Genomic DNA, 19,404 nt, shown 5'->3' on the forward strand with positions numbered 1-19,404 from the left:
GGAGAATAAACCCGGCGCGCGGAGGGGTGCGTATGGCGGGAAAACTCAGAGTTGGGAGAGGATCATCCCAAATGTTTCAACCTGATTCTCTGCATGGGCCATCATACGGGTTGCCTGCGCTGGTGTCAGAAGGGGATTGAGCTCCATCGCTTTCATATAATCCTCTGAGGCTTTCTGGTAGGCATCTGATGCAAGCTGTGCATGTTCTCCGCCAGATCTCATGATCTGATCCACACCTTTCATCGATCTCATCCCGGTTTCATGGTTCATGGTGATGAACATGTATGCATCGCCCCGGTACATCCTGAACGCTGCATTCTCAGGATTTACAGCGATCAGCGAATCGAGATCCACAATCGCCTCCTGGTACCGCCCCTCTGACAGGAGGGCGGACGCCCGTGTCATGAGGGCATCAGGATGAGCGGGATTGCGGATGAGAGCTACATTGAAGCATTCCTCCGCACCATCAAAATCACCTGCCATCAGGAGGGCACGCCCTCTTCCAACCGGGTATGCCAGATTATCCAGGTCGATTGTGAGGGGATCAGGAGAGGAAGTCGTAGATCTGTGGCTCCATCTGTTCGAGATCGACGACAACCGCCTGGCCGGGGGTCGGGTTGATATTCATCTGTTTCTGGAAGGCGGTCTGTGACTGCCAGGCCCCGGCATTTACGGCAAGGACACCGCGGTACCGGGAGATGCCGGTGATATGGACATGCCCGGTATGGAGGATCTCGGGGACGGGATCGATTAAGAGACGGTCTTTTTCGGTTGCAAGGATCGGTGTCCTCCGCCCGTACGTCGGGGCAAGGTGGCGACGTTTCAGCATCGCCTCCATCATCTCTGCCGGCGCCTCATACCGTGCTCCCGGAATCATCCCGATCAGATCATCGATGCTCCGTCCATGGTACATCAGCACACGGGCGCCGTGGATCGAGACGGCGGCCGGGTTCTCCACAAACGTACAGTTCTTTGGAAACTGTGACCGGAACTCAGGCGGGATCACCGGCTGGGGTTCTGCCCCCCGGACAACATCGTGGTTTCCGGGTGCAAGGACGATCCCAAGCGAGGAAGGGAGCGTCTGGAGCATCTCGCCGAGCCGGTCATATTGTTCATAGATATTGGGGATGGTCAGCTCTTTCTCCTGGCCCGGGTAGATTCCGATCCCATCAACCAGATCACCTGCAACAAGGAGGTAGCTGATATCGTCAGCAGCAGAGATCCAGTCACAGAACCGCTCCCAGGGCTCCTGGAGAAAGGTATCGGACCCGAAATGGATATCCGATATAAGTGCCACTTTTCCGGAGTTTTTCGGGGTATAGGGGGCATGCTGAACCGGAACATCAGGGCGGAAGAGCTGATCTGCATAGAAGAGTTTCCCTTCAGGAGAGAGTTTGCCACGAACACCAATCACCTCATCGGGGACGATCCGCTCTGCATCGGAAAAGCCATCTCTTCCATTATTGAAGAGAACCGGCATCGTTCCGGTTGGATCTTCCAGTTCAAGGATCCGGTGCCCTTTTGCAGTCGACTTCACATCAATCACTATACCGATGATGGTGACCTCGCTGTCGCGGAACCGGGAGGAGTGAGTCAGCGCCTCGATCGGGATCGCACCGGATCGTTTCCTGATGAGAGAGCCAAGACAATCGTACCGGCTCCTGAAGAGAGAGACATAATCCTCGATCTGCCGGACCGGACCAGCTGATCCTTCCATCCCCTCAACCACCTCAAGGAGGGGATCGGCTGTGAACCTGATCCCATCCCTCTTCGGGGTGAGCGAAGGGATATGGGAGGGGAGGACAACAACGCAATCTTTCCTGATACCGGAAAGAATACCTGAAATAAGAGCCGGATCTCCCCGCTCCCTGAGGTAGGAGACAACTGTCGGATCGACCAGATGGCCGGCTTCACAGAACCTGGCAATGATCTCCTGCTCGGCGAGCATAGTCTCTCATTGGATCTCTAATCCAATTATACCTCTGATCCGGATCCCCTCTGACGAAAGGTACAATGAGAAAGGGTTAGGGGGTTTTGGATTATTCAGGATGCACTGTGGATAATCAGAAAGGAGAGCCGAGTTTTAGAGCGACTCGATAAACTCCCCAATCCTCTTGACCGCTTCACCCAGATCATCCCGTGAGACCGCATAGGCACATCTGATATGGCCTATACCCGACGGGCCGAATGCACTGCCGGGAGCCACCGCGACCTGCTGTTCGACCAGAAGCCGCTCGGCGAACTCTTCATCCGAGAGGCCGGTTGATTCGATCGAGGGGAAGGCATAGAATGCGCCCTTTGGAAGGTGGCAGGGGAGGCCGATTCTGTTCAATCCTGCCACAAAGAGGTTTCGCCGCATCCGGAATTCGGCAACCATCCGGTCTTTTGAATCCTCTGCATGTTTCAGCGCCTCGATTGCAGCAAACTGGGACATCGTCGGTGCGCAGAGCATCACATACTGGTGGATCTTGAGTGCTGCACTCGTGATCTCAGGAGGTGCACAGAAGTACCCGACCCTCCACCCGGTCATCGAGTACGCCTTTGAGAACCCGTTTAAGGTGATTGTCCGCTCCCAGAGGGAATCAAGTGATGCCGGTGAGACATGCCTGCCCTCATAGGTGAGTTCGGAATAGATCTCATCGGAGATGAGGAGGAGATCGTGATCCACGATGATATCACTGATCGCTTCGAGATCTCCCCGTTTCATTACGCCCCCTGTCGGGTTGTTGGGGAAGTTGAGCATCACGACTTTGGTCTTCTTTGTGATCCTCTCCATCAGGGCTTCCGGGGTGACCCGGAACTCGTCCTCTGCCGGGCAGGGGAGGGGAACCGGGATGCCTCCTGCCAGCATCACGCAGGGGCTGTAGGAGACATAACAGGGATCGGCCACAAGAACCTCGTCACCCGGATCAACGACCGTCCTGACTGCGAGATCAAGGCCTTCGGAGACGCCGCCTGTGATGATGATCTCATTCTGTGGATCATAGCTCGTCCCGTACCGCGAGATGAGGTAGGATGAGACGAGATCCCGGAGATCTTCCAGACCCTTGTTGGAGGTGTATGCCGTTGCACCCCGTTCGATCGAATCGATACCGGCAACAGAGACGTTCCATGGGGTATTGAAATCCGGTTCACCCACACCAAGTGAGATCACATCATTCATCGTGAGGAGAAGATCGAAGAACTTCCGGATCCCGGAGGGGGGAATCATCTCCGCCCGCTCTGAAACAAAGCTCCTCTGCGGGCGATTGCGTCCCTTCTCAGAAACTATAGGGGAGGCGTTCGACCCCTTCACTTCTCTGTAACTCACAGCCATACTCCTTGTATGTTTTCATAACGATATGGGTCACCGTCTCCCTGATGCTATCGAGGGAGGCGATCTGGCCGGAGACGAACTCCGAGACTTCCTGCATCGTCCTGCCGCAGACGATCAGCTGAAGATCATAGCTGCCGGTGACAAGCCGGAGCGACTTTACTTCAGGGAACCTGGCAACACGGTCTGCGATCCGATCATACCCAAATTCGCTCTCCGGGCTGACCTTCACCTCAACAACTGCGGTGACGCCATCGTCACCTGCTTTCTTCCAGTCGATGACGGCAGTATACTTGCGGATAATCCCGGCCTTCTCCATTTCGGCGATCCGTGTCGCAATATCATGTGTTGACAGATTCAACATCGTTCCAAGATCCTTGGTACCGATCCGCGAATCGGATTCCAGGACCCTTAGGATCTCCCTGTTTTTTTCATCCATACTCTACTCACCTAAAGAGTTTACCGGCTTGCTCTTCATTAAATCTGGAGATATTATGCTCTACAAGACGAGGATCCTTCAGGACAACATCCCAGATACGATCCGTTGAGGTATCAAAGGATATCTCTTTTGTCCGTCCATATCTTCCCTTTGATATGACACGTGTAGATATGACACCAAGCATATTTAATTCACTGATGAGATCGGTCACCCGGCGGTGGGTCAGGGTTTCTAGGGAGATCTCACGGGTCACCTCACGGTACAGCCGCATCACTTCTCCGCTTGTGAAGATCTTCTGGTTGATCCGGTACAGAAGCAGCATCGCATAGAGGACAACCTTGCTCTGCGTGGGGAGGGTGGCGATGCATTCCACCATGCTGTCGGTCTCGATCTTGTCCTGTGCCAGGCGGACATGCTTCTCAGTCACCGAACTTTCGCTCTCCCGATCGGCGAGTTCTCCTGAGACACGGAGGAGATCGAGTGCACGGCGGGCATCACCATGCTCCTGCGCGGCAAGCGCCGCACAGAGCGGGATGACATTGTCATCAAGTGCTCCCGGGACAAATGCATCATCTGCACGCTGTTTTAAGATATCGACGAGTTGGGGGGCATTATAGGGGGGGAAGACGATCTCTTCCTCCGAGAGGGAGGAGAGGACCCGTGGATCAAGGAAATCGGTGAACCTGAGATCATTTGAGATGCCGATGATGCAGACCTTGGAGCGTTCGAGATCGGAGTTGATACGGGTGAGGTTATAGAGTGTCTCATCCCCGCTCTTCTTGACGAGCTTGTCGATCTCGTCAAGGATGATGACGAGAACCCCGCCTGAGTTCTCCAGGATATTCTTCAGTTCAGCATAGACCTGATCGGTCGGCCATCCGGTCATCGGGATATGAGTCCGTGTCCGGTCAGAGCTGAGATCATCCACATTCTCAACAAGTTTGGCAATCTGGGCAAGCACCCGGTACTGGGTATCGATCACCTCGCAGTTTAAGTGAACCACGCGGCAGGTGGTGTTTAAGTGGCTTCCGGCATTCTCAAGTTCGGCGCCGACATACCGGACAGATGCTGTTTTTCCGGTACCGGTCTTGCCATAGATCAATATATTTGAGGGGGTTTCGTTATGCAGTGAGGGTGCGAGAACCGCTGCGATGGAATCAATCTGGGGTGTTCGGTGGGGAAGTGTCTGTGGCCGGTAGCTATGCCTGAGTATCTCACGGTTCTTGAAAATTTTATTGTTTCCGAGGTATTTTTTAAAAAGACCCATTGATCTGTTGCCTTCATCGTCCACTCATAATCACATCCCCTGATACGGATCAACCATCGAACCGCTCACTGAAGCTGAGATTATATGATTCACTACTGGATATTAAACCCCACTATTTCCACTGGAGATATCACATGGAACCAGACATAAACAGATGTATCAGATGTTTATGTGACAGGATCTGTTGCATGGCAGGATCTCCTGTCAGATGTATAATCTGTATTGTGGGGATATGGGATCATGCGTGACCAGATGAAGTGGGATTAGCTGCAACCAGAATGGATAAGATGAGGAACAGGGGATTTTCCGATTTTTCAGGATTTTCTATAACCCCTTTATTTCGAGTGGAAATGGGATCTATAGGAATAAGGAGCATTTTTGGTTCTTAAAGACTGAATGGAATGATAATTTTGCTCTATTTTGGATTGCCACTGGATGTATCAGGAGGGAGGAGGAGAAGGAAGAAAAACGGAGTATCTGAGGAGAGATGCTGAGAAGGGAGAAGATCTGGAGTAATATGCGGTTTTTCAGGGAGATTGGTTAACCCCCTCCCTATTATTTCGACTGGAGTTTTTTTGGTGGAAATGGGGGGGAGAAGGGGAGATTTTTGGGTAGGAAGAAAAGGGAGGAAGAGGAAGAGGAAGAGGAAGAGGAAGAGGAAGAGGAAGAAGAAGAGGAAAAGGAAAAGGAAAAGGAAAAGGGAGAGGAAAAGGAAAAGGAAAAGGAAGAGGAAGAGGGAGAGGAAAAGGGAGAGGAAGAGGGAGAGGAAGAGGAAGACAGTGGACAAAGAATAAAATACTTAATTTTTAACCTTTTTTCCAAAACAGAAGAGAAAACAGCCGCTTAGAAGAAAAATGATATAAAAACAGATAACAGAAGAAGCCATTTTCATATTAGACTTTAATACTATATAAACGTAATGAAATTACTTTTAACCACACAATTTTATTTTGTTTATAAATATTTAACTGGATTAATTTCAACACCTGTAATGATCATCCATGATGATCCCTCTCCCTCTCTTAACCCCTAACCTAACGTAACCTAACTCTAGCCTGATCTGATCTCTTTTTTCTTCTCCTCCTCTCTCAATCTCAATCCCAACCCCAACCTCAATCTCAATCCCAACCTCAATCCCAACCTCCCCCCTCCATTATTTTCTCCAGTGGAAACAAAGGGGTACCCCTAAACTCCTTTCTAATCACCAATCATCATCATCGAATCCCCCCTCTTTATCATCACCTTGGCTCATCGAAAAAAATAACCCTAAATATGGATTATTTCCCCTAGAAAGTTTATTAATTTGTTTTTTTTCCGGGTATGTCTGACAATTGGGGATCAATTCCCTCAGATAATGAACCCCTTGATTTCCACTGGAACTCCAGGCAAAATCCCGTCTCTACCATGGATAGATACAAGATCCAGGGCAGTTCCCGGGGTAATGAGATGGAGATGCATATGCGATTTATCAGCATCCCCCCTTCGAACCACCTGATCGTATCTCTCATCTCTCTCCTCTATCCCCTTCCAATACAGGCATCACCTCTTCATATCGAAGATCAGATAACAACAAACGATCCATTCTCTCCTATGAGCAGTCATCATGAGAAAGAGATCACCATCACCGGAGCGGTGATCACCGTATCGACCACCAGAAAAGAGGCAGATGATACATCCGGCAAAACCGCAACCGACCTCTTTTCAGGAGCCGGAATACCGGTATCCTTCTACAGAATTGTCCCGGATCAGGACGAGGCGATCAGAGCGGCACTTGATGAGGCGCTTTCTGTGGCAAACTGCATTGTCTTCACCGGCGGCACCGGCCTTACCCCGGATGATAGAACAATCGAAGCTGTTACTCCCCATTTTGAGAAGGTGATGGATGGATTTGGCGAGATCTTCCGGCAGAAGAGTATTGCTGAAGTTGGAACCGCAGTCATTCTCTCACGGGCAACAGCAGGAGTGATCCAGGGAAGAGCGGTCTTCTGTATCCCGGGATCCACAAAGGCGGTCCGGCTTGCGGTTGAAGAGATCATCATCCCCCAGATCCGGCATATCATCTCACATGCCATCTCCAGGTGATATCCCCTGATAACTGATCTATCAGCCTATAGCCACAGGAATTGAGAAACATTCAAAAAATTACTTCAGGATGTTCAGAAGAGCGGTCCTCTCGATCACCAGATCGGCGATCCGCTCTCTCCCGACTGTTCCAATCTCTTCATCAGTGATCGAATAGAGCTTCTGGAGGGTCGGGATCCGGCCTGCAGGCACCTCATTCTCATCCGGGCAAGGCCTGATCAGATCCCCGATCATCGTCCATGCCTCTTCAGAGGGGTGCACCATCCCGATCCAGGCGAGCATCCCGCCTTCATGAAGCCCAAACCCCATCGCAATACTCGTCTGCCGCTGGCCTGATGCATAGAGGAGCACCTCCATCTCAAGGCTGCGTGCGGTCATTGAACCTTCTTCTTCGGCACGGAGAGCCTGCCGGATCGCCTCTTCTGCGTGTCTCCTTCCGGCCATCATCTCCGCATTCATGCAGATGATCCGGACACCGGCCTGATCAGCTGCTCTCCTCAGTTCTGCAAGATGGCCTGGAACCGATACAATCTCCATCCGGGCCATCCTCACCTCATATTCCTGATCCGGGTTCTGCGCAGGTTCCGGCAGAGTGGCTCCTGCTTCACGTTCCTGCACCCTATCCTCCGTCATATGATCCCTATGATCCCCTTCTCTTTCATGACTACTCAGCTCTCCCAGTAATCGAGTATCGTCTGTTGTCTGCTCTTTCTTTCATTATTGCCTCCTTCCCTATCTTCTGCACCATTTCTCCTCCTTCCCCTCCCCTTCTCCTTGCTCCCCTCTCCTGATCCGGGATCGCGACGGAGTCTCTCCTTCTCTCTCTCCCTCCCGAAACCTTCCTCCCGGGGATCACCGTCATCTCTGCTGTTTTTTCCGGCACCTTTTTGGATCTGATCGATAATCGATTCTGCGGTCTTCTGACCGATGATCCGTGCAATCTTCGCAACTCCCGCATCAGCAACCTCGGCAGGGGTGGTATAGCCGCTGTTGAAGAGGGAACGTGCACGGACACGGCCGATCCCCCGGAGCCTGATTAAGGGGAGGAGTTCTTCTTTGACTCCGTGCCGAATCCTGATCTCGAGATCAGCGACATCCTTTTTGAGAGCGGGCATCTCCCGCCTGCAGATCTCACGGGCACCGTGGACGAGCCACCCGATCCCGTCAACGAGGCCGTGGATATCACCGGGGCCGATCGAGTACCGCTCGGCGATCATCTCGATTGGGACCTCCCGTATCCAGTCCTGGAGGACAAGGGCGGTCTTGATCGCCTGGTAAAAATCATCGTATCCAAGCCAGGGGAAGATATGCTCCCCCTCCCCGATCAGGATCTCATCCCCCTGCTCTTCGAGAACATGTCCGATCAGCTCCTCATCTGAGGATCTCAGGAAGAGCCGAAACATATCGGGTGTGGCTGAGAGGAGATGGAGGATACCAAAGGGGGTGACCGTCTCCCGCTCATGGAATGCAGAAGCGATCATCACCGAGGATCTCGGATCAAGATAGAGCCTTGAAGTGAGCCCGCCATACTCTGTTGCCTCGATCCGGCTCCCCAGATCGACAATCATCCCCATCTCCTCAAGCTCCCGAGTGACCCGGCTACATATCCGGGTGAGGTAACTCAGGTTCCGGTGACGGAACGCATAGAAACTCCCCTTGAAGAAAGAGAGGATCGCGTCATTGTCCGTTGCCTCACCGCTTGCCACCAGTGCCAGGATCCGGGAGAGGAGTGTTGATTTCTTTGCACACTGCGAATCGATCTCTTCAGCAGGTGCAGTGATGAACTCATCGAAGAGCTCTTTGACGGCAGACTCGCTCTTTCCGATCAAAACCGCCTCGCCATAGGGATCCAGCCCCGGCCTCCCGGCCCGCCCTGCCATCTGGCGGTACTCCCGGACAGGTATTGCGACCTGCCCCTCGCCGGGGACGAACCGGTGAAGGCTGTTGATGATGACACGCCGGGCAGGGAGGTTCAGCCCCGCAGCAAGGGTCGGGGTGGAGGCGATCACCCGGATGGAGCCCTTCCGAAAACCCTCCTCTACAAGCCTTCTTGCATCCCGTGAGAGGCCTGCATGGTGGAAGGCAGCGCCGCTCCTGATACAGAGTGCAAGTGTCTGTGTAATCCCGGTGTCATCATTCCCGAGGATCTGATCGGCGATATCGTTTAAGACGGGTTCCTCCAGCCTGAGGGCAGAGGCGATCCGCTTGGCAGCCCCCTCTGCATTCCTCCGTGACGAGACGAAGACGAGGGCCTGGCCGCCTTCCTGAATGGTATCCAGGCAGAGGTTCGTGTCCGCCTCCTTTTTGACAGAAGGGACCTTCCTCTCGCTTCCATCAAACCATATCTGCCCCTTGAAATAGACACCTTCCCTGAGATCGACCGGCCGCCATTCAGACTGGACGAGTCCGGCCGAGAGCCAGCCCGCCAGCTCTTTTGGGTTTCCTATTGTTGCGGAGAGCCCGATCACCTGGAGATCAGGATTTCTGTTCCGCATCGTTGTGATCACCATCTCGAGGGTTGCTCCCCGCCCCTCATCCCCGATCAGGTGCATCTCGTCGATGACGAGGAGGGTGATTTTGCTGATCCATCCTGTCTTATTCCTGAGGAGCGAGTCCACCTTCTCGGAGGTGGCGACGATGATATCGGTCCTCCCGAGGTTCTCGTCTTTTCTGTCAAAGTCACCGGTTGCGATCCCGATTCTGACCCCCTTCCCTGAGAAGTCCTCGAACTTCTCGCTGGCAAGGGCTTTCAGCGGGACAACATAGAGGCATTTTCCACCTGATGCAATCTGGTGGTGCATCGCCATCTCGGCAACAAGGGTCTTGCCACTCGCGGTAGGAATGCTTATAATGAGGTTTTTTCCAAGAAAAAGCCCCTCTTCAACGCAGGCTTGCTGGGGCGGGTAGAGGGATCGGATTCCGGCTGCGTAGTACTTCTCTCTCAGAGCCGGTGGGATCGGGAGCGAATCGAAAGCAACCTCGCGAACCCCTTTATTTCCATTGGAAACCTCTTTTCGCACACCGATCACTTCGAAATCTTTATCAGGGGATTGTGGAAATCCCAAACCCTCTCCCCTGATGGCTCCATCCGCAATATTATACCGAAATACTCATTTATTTCTGCAAAGGCTCCAGTATTGCCGGGCACCCAAACAGGTGCCGGTAACACCGAGTTCTACAATCGTCAGTAATAGTAACTGATCAGATCCTCTTTCGCCTCTTTCTTTCTCCGTTCAAGGAATGCAAAGACATTCGCATGATCGGATCCCTCGACGAGCATCTCGATCCCTTTGCGGGCAGTCTGAACCGGCTCGGGGAGCCCGATAATACCAACCGTCTTTCCGTAGATTGAGATTTGGGTCTGGGTCATATTCTCGATCTGGCCGCGTGCCTTCCCATCACGGCCGATGATCCGTCCCCTGATCCGGTTCATCTTCTGGGGTGTATCGGCGACATTCGAGAGATCGATGATATCAAGGAGGATATCCTCATCATCAAAGAGGTGGAATGCCCGCTCCGGAGAGAATCCCCGTCCAAGAGCCCGGACCACTTCTGTTGCCCGGAGTACGCCGACTGCGTCCTCTCCCTCGATGGTGACCAGTCCTTCTGTGCTGTCGATTGTGATCGCAACTTCGGCCTTCTCTTCGATGGCTTTGCGGGTTGCACCGCCTTTTCCAATAATGACACCGATCCGATCGGATGCCACTTTCAGTTCCTGCATTGTCATGGCTGATTCTCTTTATGGTTACTTTTTATGGTGTGAAGAAATCTTCACCAACGATCCCCCTGAGGATCTCGTGTTCATCGAGTATGGTGCATCGATTCCCAAAATACCTGTTGATATTCTGGATATCCCGAAAGAGGAAACGGTGGGCGGATGGATGATCCGGTGTTACTGCCTGGCCCATATCGATGAGCCAGAGCCGGCCGCCGCCGCTTAAGATATTGTACTCTGAGAGATCCCCGTGGACAAGCCGTGCCTTCTGGTAAAGCCGGGTGATGAGATCGAGGCACTCTCTGTATGCTGCCTTTGGATCGTCAGGGGGATCAAGCCTGAGTTGGGGATAGGGAACCCCGTCTTCCCCGAGGAATCCCATGATCAGGATATTCCGGTCAAAGGCGATCGGCTCCGGGACAGGAAGACCCGCTTCCTGCGCCCGATTAAGGTTTGAATACTCCTTCTTTGTCCAGGCAAAGATGATATTCTTCTTCGTCTTCCTGATATTCGAAAAGCGGGGGTCACCCAGGATATAATCACTCATCGCATTGAAGTTCCCGGTCCGGATCCGGTATATCTTGATGACACAGTCTTCTCCCTCTCCCCGCTCTGCAGCGAAGACATTCGCCTCTTTTCCTGTTGATATGGATCCGCCGATGGCGGTGATCACCTTTTTGTTTGCGAATTTGTAGAGAGCAAGGAGGGTGACATCATCAAAGACCTCATCTAGGACTTTCCGCTGATCATCATCCCGAATCCGGATCCCAAGTTCCGAGAGCTTCCGATCGAGCGCTTCGATCCGATCATCAGTCTTCTTCGTCTCCTCTCCCCGTCTTCCCATCGTCTCTATCCCCGCTTGCAGCTCATGATGAACTCATATGCCGGTGCGAGCACCTCGACGAGACCTTCCGCACAGGCATTCTTCAGATCCATCGCGTGGATCTCCCCGGCTGCATATGCCGCCTCAAGTGAAGCAAATGAATCAAATTCGCGGTCTCCGCCATATTTCTCGGGCCGCCTGATCTCGACTCTTCCGAGGCGGGGGAAGATATGATGGCAGAAGATCTCGATGATCGGGTTTTCTGCGGTCTCGGGGGGACAGAAGGCCTTCCTGATCTTCTTCCTGATCTCCTCCTCGGAATCTGCAACAGAGACGACGTTCCCTGCTGACGAGGACATCTTCTTCCCGTCAAGCCCCTGCACGATCGGTGTATGGACACATACCGGGGGTTTCCTGCCGATGGCACCGAGATGTTCGCGGGCGAGCATATGGATCTTCCGCTGGTCGATCCCCCCGACTGCGGCATCGACATCCAGTGCGGCAATATCAACCATCTGCATGATTGGGTAGACCATCTGTGAGACAGTCGGGTTCTCCATGGTCCGTCCGACCTCATCCATACTCCGCGTTGCCCGGTTCAGGGTCACCTGCTGGGAGAGCTCAAGCACATTGAGCTGGTATTTTGGGTTCAGCTGGAGATCGGTTCCGATCACAAATTCAGCACCTTTCAGGCCGACCGCCTCCATACAGGCCCGGTTATACTCGGCAAGCTCCCTCACCTCTTCCAGTGTTCCTTTCCGGTTCAGGAAGGCATGGAGGTCTGCTAAGAGGACGATCACATGGAATCCGGCCTCTTTCATATCGATCAGCTTATTGATGGTGACGAGATGGCCGAGATGGATCTCCCCTGATGGTTCGTATCCGGCATAGACCCGCTTTACTGGTTCTGCAAGGGTGCTCCGAAGTTCCTCTTCCGTGATGATTTCAACGGTATTCCGTGCCACGAGATCATATGGATCCATAGCATACTATTGACCCTCTGAGGTGTTTAAGATGGTGGGAAAAATAGTGTGGGAACGGGATGCTCCGCTCCCCTGTGGGTGGCCGCCTTCTCTTTTCTCCGGAACAGTTTCACCTAATCGGCGTGAACCCGAGTGAGTGGTTGGTGAGCGCTATCGACTCTTCAGGAACAGTAATTGTTCCCATCATTGCCCGGATACAGTCGATCGTCTCAACAACGACATCCGCCTCCTGGTGGATCGCCTGGAAGAGGCAGAGATCGTCTCCGTCAACTGAGATCGAGCCCTCAAAGACCCCGTTCTCCCAGAGATCTGATCTCGGCCTGCCGAGATCCATCACATACTCCTTAAGCTCAGCCGTGGAGGTGATCCCGGTCTCTCTTCGCACAAGCCCGATCCTCGGATTCTTACTGATCAGCTCGATGATCCGCTCCCGTGTCCCCGGCCGCTTCAGATCCATCTGTACAACATGCATATGCATCATCGTCGTCGGGACGATGAGGGCGGTGGTGGTGATCCTGATATCCGGTAGCACAGACTGGACATCGGGACCGTGGTGGGAGGGGATGGTGACCGGATTTAAGACGATCGCGTCGATTGGACCCCGCTTGATATCACCGGGATCGCCGCCGCGCCGGATCATCGTTGCCCTCACCTTTTTGACACCAAACTCACCGTCAACGAGCCTGATGATCCGGCAGAGCCCTGTTGTATTGCAGGAGACGACACGGGCATAATCCCGCCCGATAGCGTCCTTGAAATTGCATGATGAGGAGAAGGAGAAGCCTGCCACCTCGTGATCCTCGCCACCCTGCCAGATCGCCTTGATTCCGGCCTTTTCATAGAGGGCGCGATTCTTTGCACCGATGCCGCCCGGTGTTGCGTCCACGACGATGTCGCAGGCAGACAGCATCTCTTCAACCGTTCCTGCAACCGGAATACCAGCCTTCTCAAAGGCCTCCTTCTTCGAGATATCGGCTATATAAAGGGGGAATTTCCGTTCTTTAGCGATATATGCCTCGGCAGAGGGTTTTGTCTTTGATACCCCGATGACCGTCATATCCGGCTGGCAGGTGACTGCATCGGCGACACGTTTGCCGATTGTTCCATACCCGTTGATGGCAACCCTGATCATATTCATCCATACTGGTTCTGAAAATATTAAAGTACCCTGTATTGAGCTTAAGGCTCAAACCCCTGTGGAGACTGACTTCCTTCTATAGGGACTCTTCAGCTTCGCCCAGAAATTCGTTATAGAAGTCATCAGAGACGAGTTCGCAGTTGCCTTCCGAATCGACCGCAAGCAGGGTATCAAAGACGATCCATGCCTTTGTCTTATGAACGGGGTTTGTCCTGCAGAATCCTTCCGATCTGAAGAGGAAGGGGATCCCTTCGGGTGTCCTGAAGTGAATGGCATCTGCTTTTAAGGGATAGAAGGCTATTTGCTCCTCTTCGAGGCAGGGGATCTCGCCATACCTGAGCCCGTCGATATCAACGAGAACCGCAGCATCAAAGAGTGTCAGGAGATCCCGCCTGATCACCGAATCGATCTGGTCGATTCCCGCCTCAGAATCCGGGCTGTAGCGGCTTCCCCGTATGAAAAGAGCAATCCCTCCTTCACCGAGATCGCTCCTGTCCTCAAGGCAGAACCCGCCGCAATCGAGGGTGATCGGGAGGGCATCGGTCGATCTTAACCGAAGATCGGTGAACCAGAGCCGGACACCGCGGGTGGTGGTGCAGTCATATTCATAGGCAAAATCGATCACCTGTGTTCCCTGGAATGTCCCGGTGATCTCGTCTATGATCTCCTCGTTTTCGGGGGCAGTTGCCTCATCTGTCGTCACGATTCGCACCTGATACACTCTCTAACCCTCCAGCACATCAAGATGCCGGATGGTGATCCAAAAGTCTATCAGAATCAGCCGACAAAAACCAGATCATCATGAAGAAGACTGCACTGTTGATCATCGATATGCAGAATGATTTTGTGGGGGATTCTGCTATTCTCCGTGTCGCAGGGGCTGATGCGATCATTGCACCCCTCAGATCCATCCTGGACCATTTCAGGGAGCAGAAGCTCCCGGTGATTCATGTTCTGCGCATCCACCGCCCCGGCGGATCCGATGTCGAGTCTTTCAGAAGAGAGATCTTTTCGAAAACCCCGTTTGCAGTTGCCGGGACAAAAGGAGCAGAGGTGATCGATGCAATTGCCCCGATTCCCGGCGAACATATCCTGTCAAAGACGCGGATGAGCGGGTTTCTCGGAACCGATCTCGATCTCCTCCTCCGCTCGCTTGACGTTGAAAGGGTTGTTGTTGTCGGAATACAGACGCCAAACTGCATCAGGACGACTGTCTTTGATGCGATGGCATATGGATATGATACCGTCCTCGTCTCAGATGCCGTCGCCGCGGCAACACCGGAGATTCACGAGGCAAATCTCCGGGATATGGCGGCAATCGGGGTCTCGATCATAACAACTGCGGAATGCCTCCGGATGATCTGATCCAACGATTCACCCCTTCCATCCCCTTTTCCACTTCTTCTCCCGGATGAGTCGCATTGGGCGGTGATCGAATCCGGCGTGAGACTCAAGTAGTCACCCTGCAAACATACTTCACATGCAGGCGAAGGTACCGGTATCGGAAGAACAAGACCGTCTGAAGCGTTTCAGGCAGCGGATGGAGTGTGATTTCCCGGAATGGGAGATGGCAGCATTTTTTGGGAGAGTCAACCAGTACTACTTCTCCGGCACCATGCAGGATGGTGTCCTCCTGATACCCCGCAACGGCGATCCGGTATACTGGGTGAGAAGGAGCTATGAACGGGCACGGGCAGAATCCCTTTTTCCTGATATCCGTCCGATGCAGAGCTTCCGGGATCTGGCAAAAGAGATGGGGAAAGTCCCGGATACCTGCTATATTGAGGCTGAACTGGTACCAATCGCACTCCTTGAGAGGTTCAGAAAGCATATTCCCGCAAAAAGCTTCGCCTCTCTCGATAAGCAGATCGCGTATGTCAGGGCAGTGAAGAGTTCCTATGAGATCGATCTCATGAGAAAGTCAGGTGAGATCCACCGGCATGTCCTTGACGATATCGTCCCTTTGATCCTGCGGGAAGGGATGAGCGAGGCGGATCTTGGGTGCGAGCTCCATTCTGCCCTGATTGCAGAAGGACACCACGGGATCGTCAGGTTCTCGATGTTCGGAAACGAGATCGTCCTCGGCCAGATCGCATTTGGCGAACATTCCCTTGCCTCCACCTCGTTCAATGGTCCCGGCGGGGCAGTCGGGCTCTCAGCCGCAGTACCGCTCCTTGGATCGCATGACCGGAAGCTTGGGAAGGGCGATCTCGTCTTCCTCGATGTCGGATGCGGGTATGAAGGCTACCATACCGATAAGACAGCCGTCTACCAGTTCGGCGCCCCCCTCCCGGAGCGGGCAGTTGAGGCGCATCGTACCTGCCTTGAGATCCAACAGGAGATGGCGTCCCTCCTCCGCCCCGGTGTCATCCCAAGAGACATCTACCGGACGGTGATTGCGGATATTCCTGAGAAATACCAGAAGGACTTCATGGGGTATGCCGGCCGGCAGGTTCCCTTCCTCGGCCATGGCGTTGGTCTTGAGGTTGATGAGTATCCGGTCCTCGCAGAAGGGTTTGATGAACCGCTCAGCGTGGGGATGGCGATCGCCCTTGAGCCGAAGATCGGGGTCTCTGGTGTCGGCATGGTCGGGGTGGAGAATACCTTCCTGGTCAGGCCCGGTGGCGGCGAATCGATCACTGGTCTTTCAGAAGGGCTGATAGAGGTGGGGTTTTAGCCCCTCCTCAGACACCGGCATAGATAAGAAGGCGATTGATATCTCCCGATCTATGGAGAGGGAAAAATTTATGAATTTCATAATACAACTCTGATATTGTCAAGTGAGAGAGATGTCGCGACGGAATACGCGGTTTTCACGGGATATCCTGTATCAGGAAGAATATTTCGGGGGCTTCCCGGATGTACCAGAGTACCTGGCTGTAAAAGATCCAAAGAGATATAATCGAAAGCAGAAACGAAATGGGAAAACGCCGAAGAAGAGCCCGCTGCGGGTAAGAGGTGATGATTTCCTTGATGCAGATCTTCTTCCCATGAAGAAGATACGAGGTAAGTTCGAAAGTTATGATTTTGATCGATTCTTCTAGGTTTTTTACGAGTCTGTGATTCCCTGCCAAACCATCAGGCAGGGATGGATGTGGGGTAGAGAGAAGGACTGTACGAATCCTGTAGTGTTATCCATTATCTCCAGTCCCTCTTCATCGCCTCTTTCCGCATCTCCTGCGGCATCAGCTCGATTGCGTACCGGAGAGCCGTCCGGGGCATCGTCCTCTTCTTTGCCTGGACATAGGCGAAGACCTCATCCCGGTGCGTCCGGCTCTCCTCCTTTAAGAGCCACCCGTATCCTTTCTGCACCAGATCATCAGTATCCTCGAAGAGGATATCTGCGATTTTGAATGCTTCTTCAAGGAACTCCCCCTTCTTTGCAGGGACGATCAGTGAGACGGCGGCAGCGCGCCTGAGCCACCGGTTCTCAGATTCTGCCCATCTATAGAGCCGTTTTGTGCAGTCCGGGTATTTCATCAGGAGATCGCCGACGGTATGGTTGCAGAAGGTGTCGCAGGTTGCCCAGTTGGTTATATAACTCTCGATCCAGTCCTCGAAGATGATCAGATCTGCGGGCTCGAACCGATCGCTGAAATGTGGCAGCCATTTGGATGCTATGAATGATTCTTCCAGGTAGCCGGAGGAGAAGAGGTCCTCGGAGAGGGAGAATATCTCATCTTTCTCCATTTTTTTCAGGGCAGGGAGATAGGATCTGGCAATTTTTGTCACCTCGGCGGTCTTCATGCCGTAGGTGGTAATCTCCTCTTTAAAGAACCGCCTCCCACTGTCTGCGAGTGCCGGATCTGATCTCTCCTTCAGGGTGGATCGGATCTCTTCAAGCATGGTATTCATACCAGAGATCTCCATTTTAAGGCAATAGAGGTTCCTCTTTATACATCACCGGACAACCCCCTCATTGGTACCGAATCAGTCTTTTGATGTACCACCTCACCCAGAAGAGGCTAAAGAAGCCGCCGCAGGTGTTTCCGGCAACAACCCCCCACCAGATCCCGACCTCGCCATAGGAGAATGATATGCCGAGTATCCAGATGAAGACTGCGATAAAGACGATATTTCTGAAAAATTCCAGGATCAGTGCCGATACCCCTCTGCCTGTTCCCTGGAAGATGGCGGAAGAGAACATACCTGCCGGGACAAAGGGGAAGAACCAGCAGATCGTCCTGAGGAATGCTGTGATACCCGGTGCGAGATGCGCACTCTCAGGTGAATAGGTGAAGATGATTGCAAGGTATGGTGCGAGCAGCCAGGTGGCGGCGGTCAGGATGAGGGAGATGAGAACTCCGTATCCAAGGGCGATTGTGTGTACTGAATGCACTCTCTCAAAATTCCGTGCTCCATAGGATGCACCGGCAATAGATACCGTGGCGATTGAGATCCCGATCAGAGGAATGATCGAAAAGAGTACTACCCTCCATCCCGCTGTATACACAGCAACCGCATCGGTCCCGCTGGTGGTCACCAGGAGGGCGTTGATCAAGATCGCAACCGCCGACATCATCACGAACTGGAGGCTCCCGGGGATGCCGACTTTGATGATATCCATTGCTATCTCCCGCTCGGGCCGGATCTCTGATCTCCTCAGGGTGACATAGGTGGAGCGCTCGATAAAGAGCCAGTAGAAGATCAGGGCTGATACCATGAGGATCGAGATGAGGGTTGCCCACGCAGCACCTGCAACCCCAAGCCCCATCGGGTAGATCAGGATCGGGTCGAGGATACAGTTGATCACAGCCGATGCACCCATCGCATACATCGTCTTCTTTGTTGATCCCTCTGCATTGAAGATCGCATAGGAGATGGAGGCGAAGAGGAGGAACGGAGTTCCTGCAAAGACGATCCTCGCATACTCGGCAGTCAGTGCCGTTGCATCCCCGGCACCAAGAAGTGCGGCGATCGGTTCTGCCCAGAAGACCAGAAACGGAGTGATCAGGGCCGAGATGATCAGGATGAGTCCTATCCCCTGCATCGCTGCCCGGTCAGCACCCCTCCGATCCCCGGCTCCGATCCGCCTGGCTATGGCGGAACTGACACCGGCGCCAAGCCCGTTCCCGAGCCCTATCAGGATCAGGAAGAGCGGCGTGACAAACCCGACTGCGGCGAGTGCATCTTCTCCAAGTCCTGCCACCCAGATCGCATCGACAAGGTTGTAGATGGACTGGAGAAGCATTGCAATGATGACCGGAATTGAGAGAGCAATAATCGCCTTCTTCGGATCACCGGTGAGTATGGATACCCCCTTATGGATGGACTGATCGGTAGGGTTCATAGTATCATGGAATTATAAAATTTGTCTTTAATTGTATTGATCTCAAGACAGATAACCTCTCCGAAACCAGAACCCTGTATATTGTTTCATATCTGAAAATCTCCCGGCGAACCTCCGGGAAACCTTTATGAAGGTGCATACAAAATCACATCTATGGATAGTCCGCCCCGGTGGGTGCTTCGATTCATGACGATTCTGGCTGCATGCGTACTAGCCTTTGCATTCGGCACTCTTCTGAACCTCCCGATTACGGCAATCATTCTTGCTGCACTGGGTTGTTACATTCTGGGCGATATCATCATTCAGATTCCAAAAGGAACCTATCCGCGCAGGCGGAGGGTGTGAAAAGAATCA

General features: G+C 53.1%; 20 protein-coding genes. 6 read left to right on the forward strand and 14 right to left on the reverse strand.

What is annotated here, in order from left to right; genetic code table 11:
- Positions 1-45: 45 nt before the first annotated feature.
- The 5 genes from ACZ44I_RS00505 to ACZ44I_RS00525 form a co-directional block, all read right to left on the reverse strand.
- Positions 46-597 (reverse strand): tetratricopeptide repeat protein, encoded by a 552-nt coding sequence (locus ACZ44I_RS00505; protein WP_464549715.1) that lies wholly within the window; start codon positions 595-597, stop codon positions 46-48.
- The gene (locus ACZ44I_RS00510; protein WP_464549713.1) at positions 545-1,948 is read right to left on the reverse strand and encodes a DNA-directed DNA polymerase II small subunit; all 1,404 of its coding nucleotides are present in this window, start codon (positions 1,946-1,948) and stop codon (positions 545-547) included. The genes ACZ44I_RS00505 and ACZ44I_RS00510 overlap by 53 nt, the downstream gene beginning before the upstream one ends.
- A gap of 135 nt (positions 1,949-2,083) precedes the next feature.
- Positions 2,084-3,211, reverse strand: coding sequence for an aminotransferase class I/II-fold pyridoxal phosphate-dependent enzyme (locus ACZ44I_RS00515; RefSeq protein WP_464549711.1), 1,128 nt, complete (start codon positions 3,209-3,211; stop codon positions 2,084-2,086).
- A 49-nt stretch (positions 3,212-3,260) separates the two neighbouring features.
- The gene (locus ACZ44I_RS00520; protein WP_464549709.1) at positions 3,261-3,752 is read right to left on the reverse strand and encodes an Lrp/AsnC family transcriptional regulator; all 492 of its coding nucleotides are present in this window, start codon (positions 3,750-3,752) and stop codon (positions 3,261-3,263) included.
- A 7-nt stretch (positions 3,753-3,759) separates the two neighbouring features.
- Entirely contained in the window at positions 3,760-5,043 is a 1,284-nt protein-coding gene (locus tag ACZ44I_RS00525) for an ORC1-type DNA replication protein (RefSeq protein WP_464549707.1), read from the reverse strand.
- A 583-nt stretch (positions 5,044-5,626) separates the two neighbouring features.
- On the opposite strand from ACZ44I_RS00525, the gene ACZ44I_RS00530 reads away from it, so the two are divergent.
- Entirely contained in the window at positions 5,627-5,866 is a 240-nt protein-coding gene (locus ACZ44I_RS00530; RefSeq protein WP_464549705.1) for a hypothetical protein, read from the forward strand.
- 605 nt (positions 5,867-6,471) lie between these two features.
- The gene (locus ACZ44I_RS00535; protein ID WP_464549703.1) at positions 6,472-7,101 is read left to right on the forward strand and encodes a MogA/MoaB family molybdenum cofactor biosynthesis protein; all 630 of its coding nucleotides are present in this window, start codon (positions 6,472-6,474) and stop codon (positions 7,099-7,101) included.
- Positions 7,102-7,161: 60 nt separating this feature from the next.
- Here the strand turns inward: ACZ44I_RS00535 and cgi121 are convergent, their stop codons facing one another.
- The 7 genes from cgi121 to ACZ44I_RS00570 all read right to left on the reverse strand — a co-directional run bounded on the left by cgi121 (position 7,162) and on the right by ACZ44I_RS00570 (position 14,472).
- Positions 7,162-7,734 (reverse strand): KEOPS complex subunit Cgi121, encoded by a 573-nt coding sequence (cgi121, locus tag ACZ44I_RS00540; protein ID WP_464549701.1) that lies wholly within the window; start codon positions 7,732-7,734, stop codon positions 7,162-7,164.
- Positions 7,735-7,769: 35 nt separating this feature from the next.
- On the reverse strand, positions 7,770-10,166 hold the full coding sequence (locus ACZ44I_RS00545) for an ATP-dependent DNA helicase (protein WP_464549699.1): 2,397 nt from the start codon (positions 10,164-10,166) through the stop codon (positions 7,770-7,772).
- 119 nt (positions 10,167-10,285) lie between these two features.
- Positions 10,286-10,828 (reverse strand): KH domain-containing protein, encoded by a 543-nt coding sequence (locus ACZ44I_RS00550; RefSeq protein ID WP_464549697.1) that lies wholly within the window; start codon positions 10,826-10,828, stop codon positions 10,286-10,288.
- Between the two features lie 25 nt (positions 10,829-10,853).
- Complete coding sequence (locus tag ACZ44I_RS00555; protein WP_464549695.1) at positions 10,854-11,660, reverse strand: serine protein kinase RIO; 807 nt, start codon at positions 11,658-11,660, stop codon at positions 10,854-10,856.
- A gap of 5 nt (positions 11,661-11,665) precedes the next feature.
- A complete protein-coding gene (locus ACZ44I_RS00560; RefSeq protein ID WP_464549693.1) occupies positions 11,666-12,622 on the reverse strand; it encodes a tyrosine--tRNA ligase in 957 nt (318 codons plus the stop codon).
- A gap of 109 nt (positions 12,623-12,731) precedes the next feature.
- Complete coding sequence (locus ACZ44I_RS00565; RefSeq protein ID WP_464549691.1) at positions 12,732-13,754, reverse strand: type II glyceraldehyde-3-phosphate dehydrogenase; 1,023 nt, start codon at positions 13,752-13,754, stop codon at positions 12,732-12,734.
- A gap of 82 nt (positions 13,755-13,836) precedes the next feature.
- On the reverse strand, positions 13,837-14,472 hold the full coding sequence (locus ACZ44I_RS00570; RefSeq protein ID WP_464576552.1) for a hypothetical protein: 636 nt from the start codon (positions 14,470-14,472) through the stop codon (positions 13,837-13,839).
- Between the two features lie 89 nt (positions 14,473-14,561).
- On the opposite strand from ACZ44I_RS00570, the gene ACZ44I_RS00575 reads away from it, so the two are divergent.
- The 3 genes from ACZ44I_RS00575 (at position 14,562) to ACZ44I_RS00585 (ending at position 16,804) form a co-directional block, all read left to right on the forward strand.
- Positions 14,562-15,125 carry a cysteine hydrolase family protein gene (locus ACZ44I_RS00575; RefSeq protein WP_464549687.1) on the forward strand — a complete coding sequence of 188 codons (564 nt, stop codon included), beginning with the start codon at positions 14,562-14,564 and terminating at the stop codon, positions 15,123-15,125.
- A 115-nt stretch (positions 15,126-15,240) separates the two neighbouring features.
- Complete coding sequence (locus ACZ44I_RS00580) at positions 15,241-16,437, forward strand: M24 family metallopeptidase (protein ID WP_464549685.1); 1,197 nt, start codon at positions 15,241-15,243, stop codon at positions 16,435-16,437.
- Positions 16,438-16,549: 112 nt separating this feature from the next.
- Entirely contained in the window at positions 16,550-16,804 is a 255-nt protein-coding gene (locus ACZ44I_RS00585) for a hypothetical protein (protein WP_464549683.1), read from the forward strand.
- Between the two features lie 94 nt (positions 16,805-16,898).
- Here the strand turns inward: ACZ44I_RS00585 and ACZ44I_RS00590 are convergent, their stop codons facing one another.
- A complete protein-coding gene (locus tag ACZ44I_RS00590; RefSeq protein WP_464549681.1) occupies positions 16,899-17,615 on the reverse strand; it encodes a DNA alkylation repair protein in 717 nt (238 codons plus the stop codon).
- A gap of 61 nt (positions 17,616-17,676) precedes the next feature.
- A complete protein-coding gene (locus tag ACZ44I_RS00595; RefSeq protein WP_464549679.1) occupies positions 17,677-19,050 on the reverse strand; it encodes an MATE family efflux transporter in 1,374 nt (457 codons plus the stop codon).
- Between the two features lie 153 nt (positions 19,051-19,203).
- On the opposite strand from ACZ44I_RS00595, the gene ACZ44I_RS00600 reads away from it, so the two are divergent.
- A complete protein-coding gene (locus tag ACZ44I_RS00600) occupies positions 19,204-19,395 on the forward strand; it encodes a hypothetical protein (protein ID WP_464549677.1) in 192 nt (63 codons plus the stop codon).
- Positions 19,396-19,404 lie beyond the last annotated feature (9 nt).

It is taken from the genome of Methanocalculus pumilus (assembly GCF_055382585.1).

Bases quoted from the DNA above. Each gene is read 5' to 3' on its own strand.
- ACZ44I_RS00510 (WP_464549713.1), bottom strand. From the start codon at position 1,948: ATGCTCGCCGAGCAGGAGATCATTGCCAGGTTCTGTGAAGCCGGCCAT.
- ACZ44I_RS00515 (WP_464549711.1), bottom strand. From the start codon at position 3,211: ATGATTCCCCCCTCCGGGATCCGGAAGTTCTTCGATCTTCTCCTCACG.
- ACZ44I_RS00520 (WP_464549709.1), bottom strand. From the start codon at position 3,752: ATGGATGAAAAAAACAGGGAGATCCTAAGGGTCCTGGAATCCGATTCG.
- ACZ44I_RS00535 (WP_464549703.1), top strand. From the start codon at position 6,472: ATGCATATGCGATTTATCAGCATCCCCCCTTCGAACCACCTGATCGTA.
- cgi121 (WP_464549701.1), bottom strand. From the start codon at position 7,734: ATGACGGAGGATAGGGTGCAGGAACGTGAAGCAGGAGCCACTCTGCCG.
- ACZ44I_RS00550 (WP_464549697.1), bottom strand. From the start codon at position 10,828: ATGACAATGCAGGAACTGAAAGTGGCATCCGATCGGATCGGTGTCATT.
- ACZ44I_RS00555 (WP_464549695.1), bottom strand. From the start codon at position 11,660: ATGGGAAGACGGGGAGAGGAGACGAAGAAGACTGATGATCGGATCGAA.
- ACZ44I_RS00560 (WP_464549693.1), bottom strand. From the start codon at position 12,622: ATGGATCCATATGATCTCGTGGCACGGAATACCGTTGAAATCATCACG.
- ACZ44I_RS00565 (WP_464549691.1), bottom strand. From the start codon at position 13,754: ATGATCAGGGTTGCCATCAACGGGTATGGAACAATCGGCAAACGTGTC.
- ACZ44I_RS00575 (WP_464549687.1), top strand. From the start codon at position 14,562: ATGAAGAAGACTGCACTGTTGATCATCGATATGCAGAATGATTTTGTG.
- ACZ44I_RS00580 (WP_464549685.1), top strand. From the start codon at position 15,241: ATGCAGGCGAAGGTACCGGTATCGGAAGAACAAGACCGTCTGAAGCGT.
- ACZ44I_RS00585 (WP_464549683.1), top strand. From the start codon at position 16,550: ATGTCGCGACGGAATACGCGGTTTTCACGGGATATCCTGTATCAGGAA.
- ACZ44I_RS00590 (WP_464549681.1), bottom strand. From the start codon at position 17,615: ATGAATACCATGCTTGAAGAGATCCGATCCACCCTGAAGGAGAGATCA.
- ACZ44I_RS00595 (WP_464549679.1), bottom strand. From the start codon at position 19,050: ATGAACCCTACCGATCAGTCCATCCATAAGGGGGTATCCATACTCACC.
- ACZ44I_RS00600 (WP_464549677.1), top strand. From the start codon at position 19,204: ATGGATAGTCCGCCCCGGTGGGTGCTTCGATTCATGACGATTCTGGCT.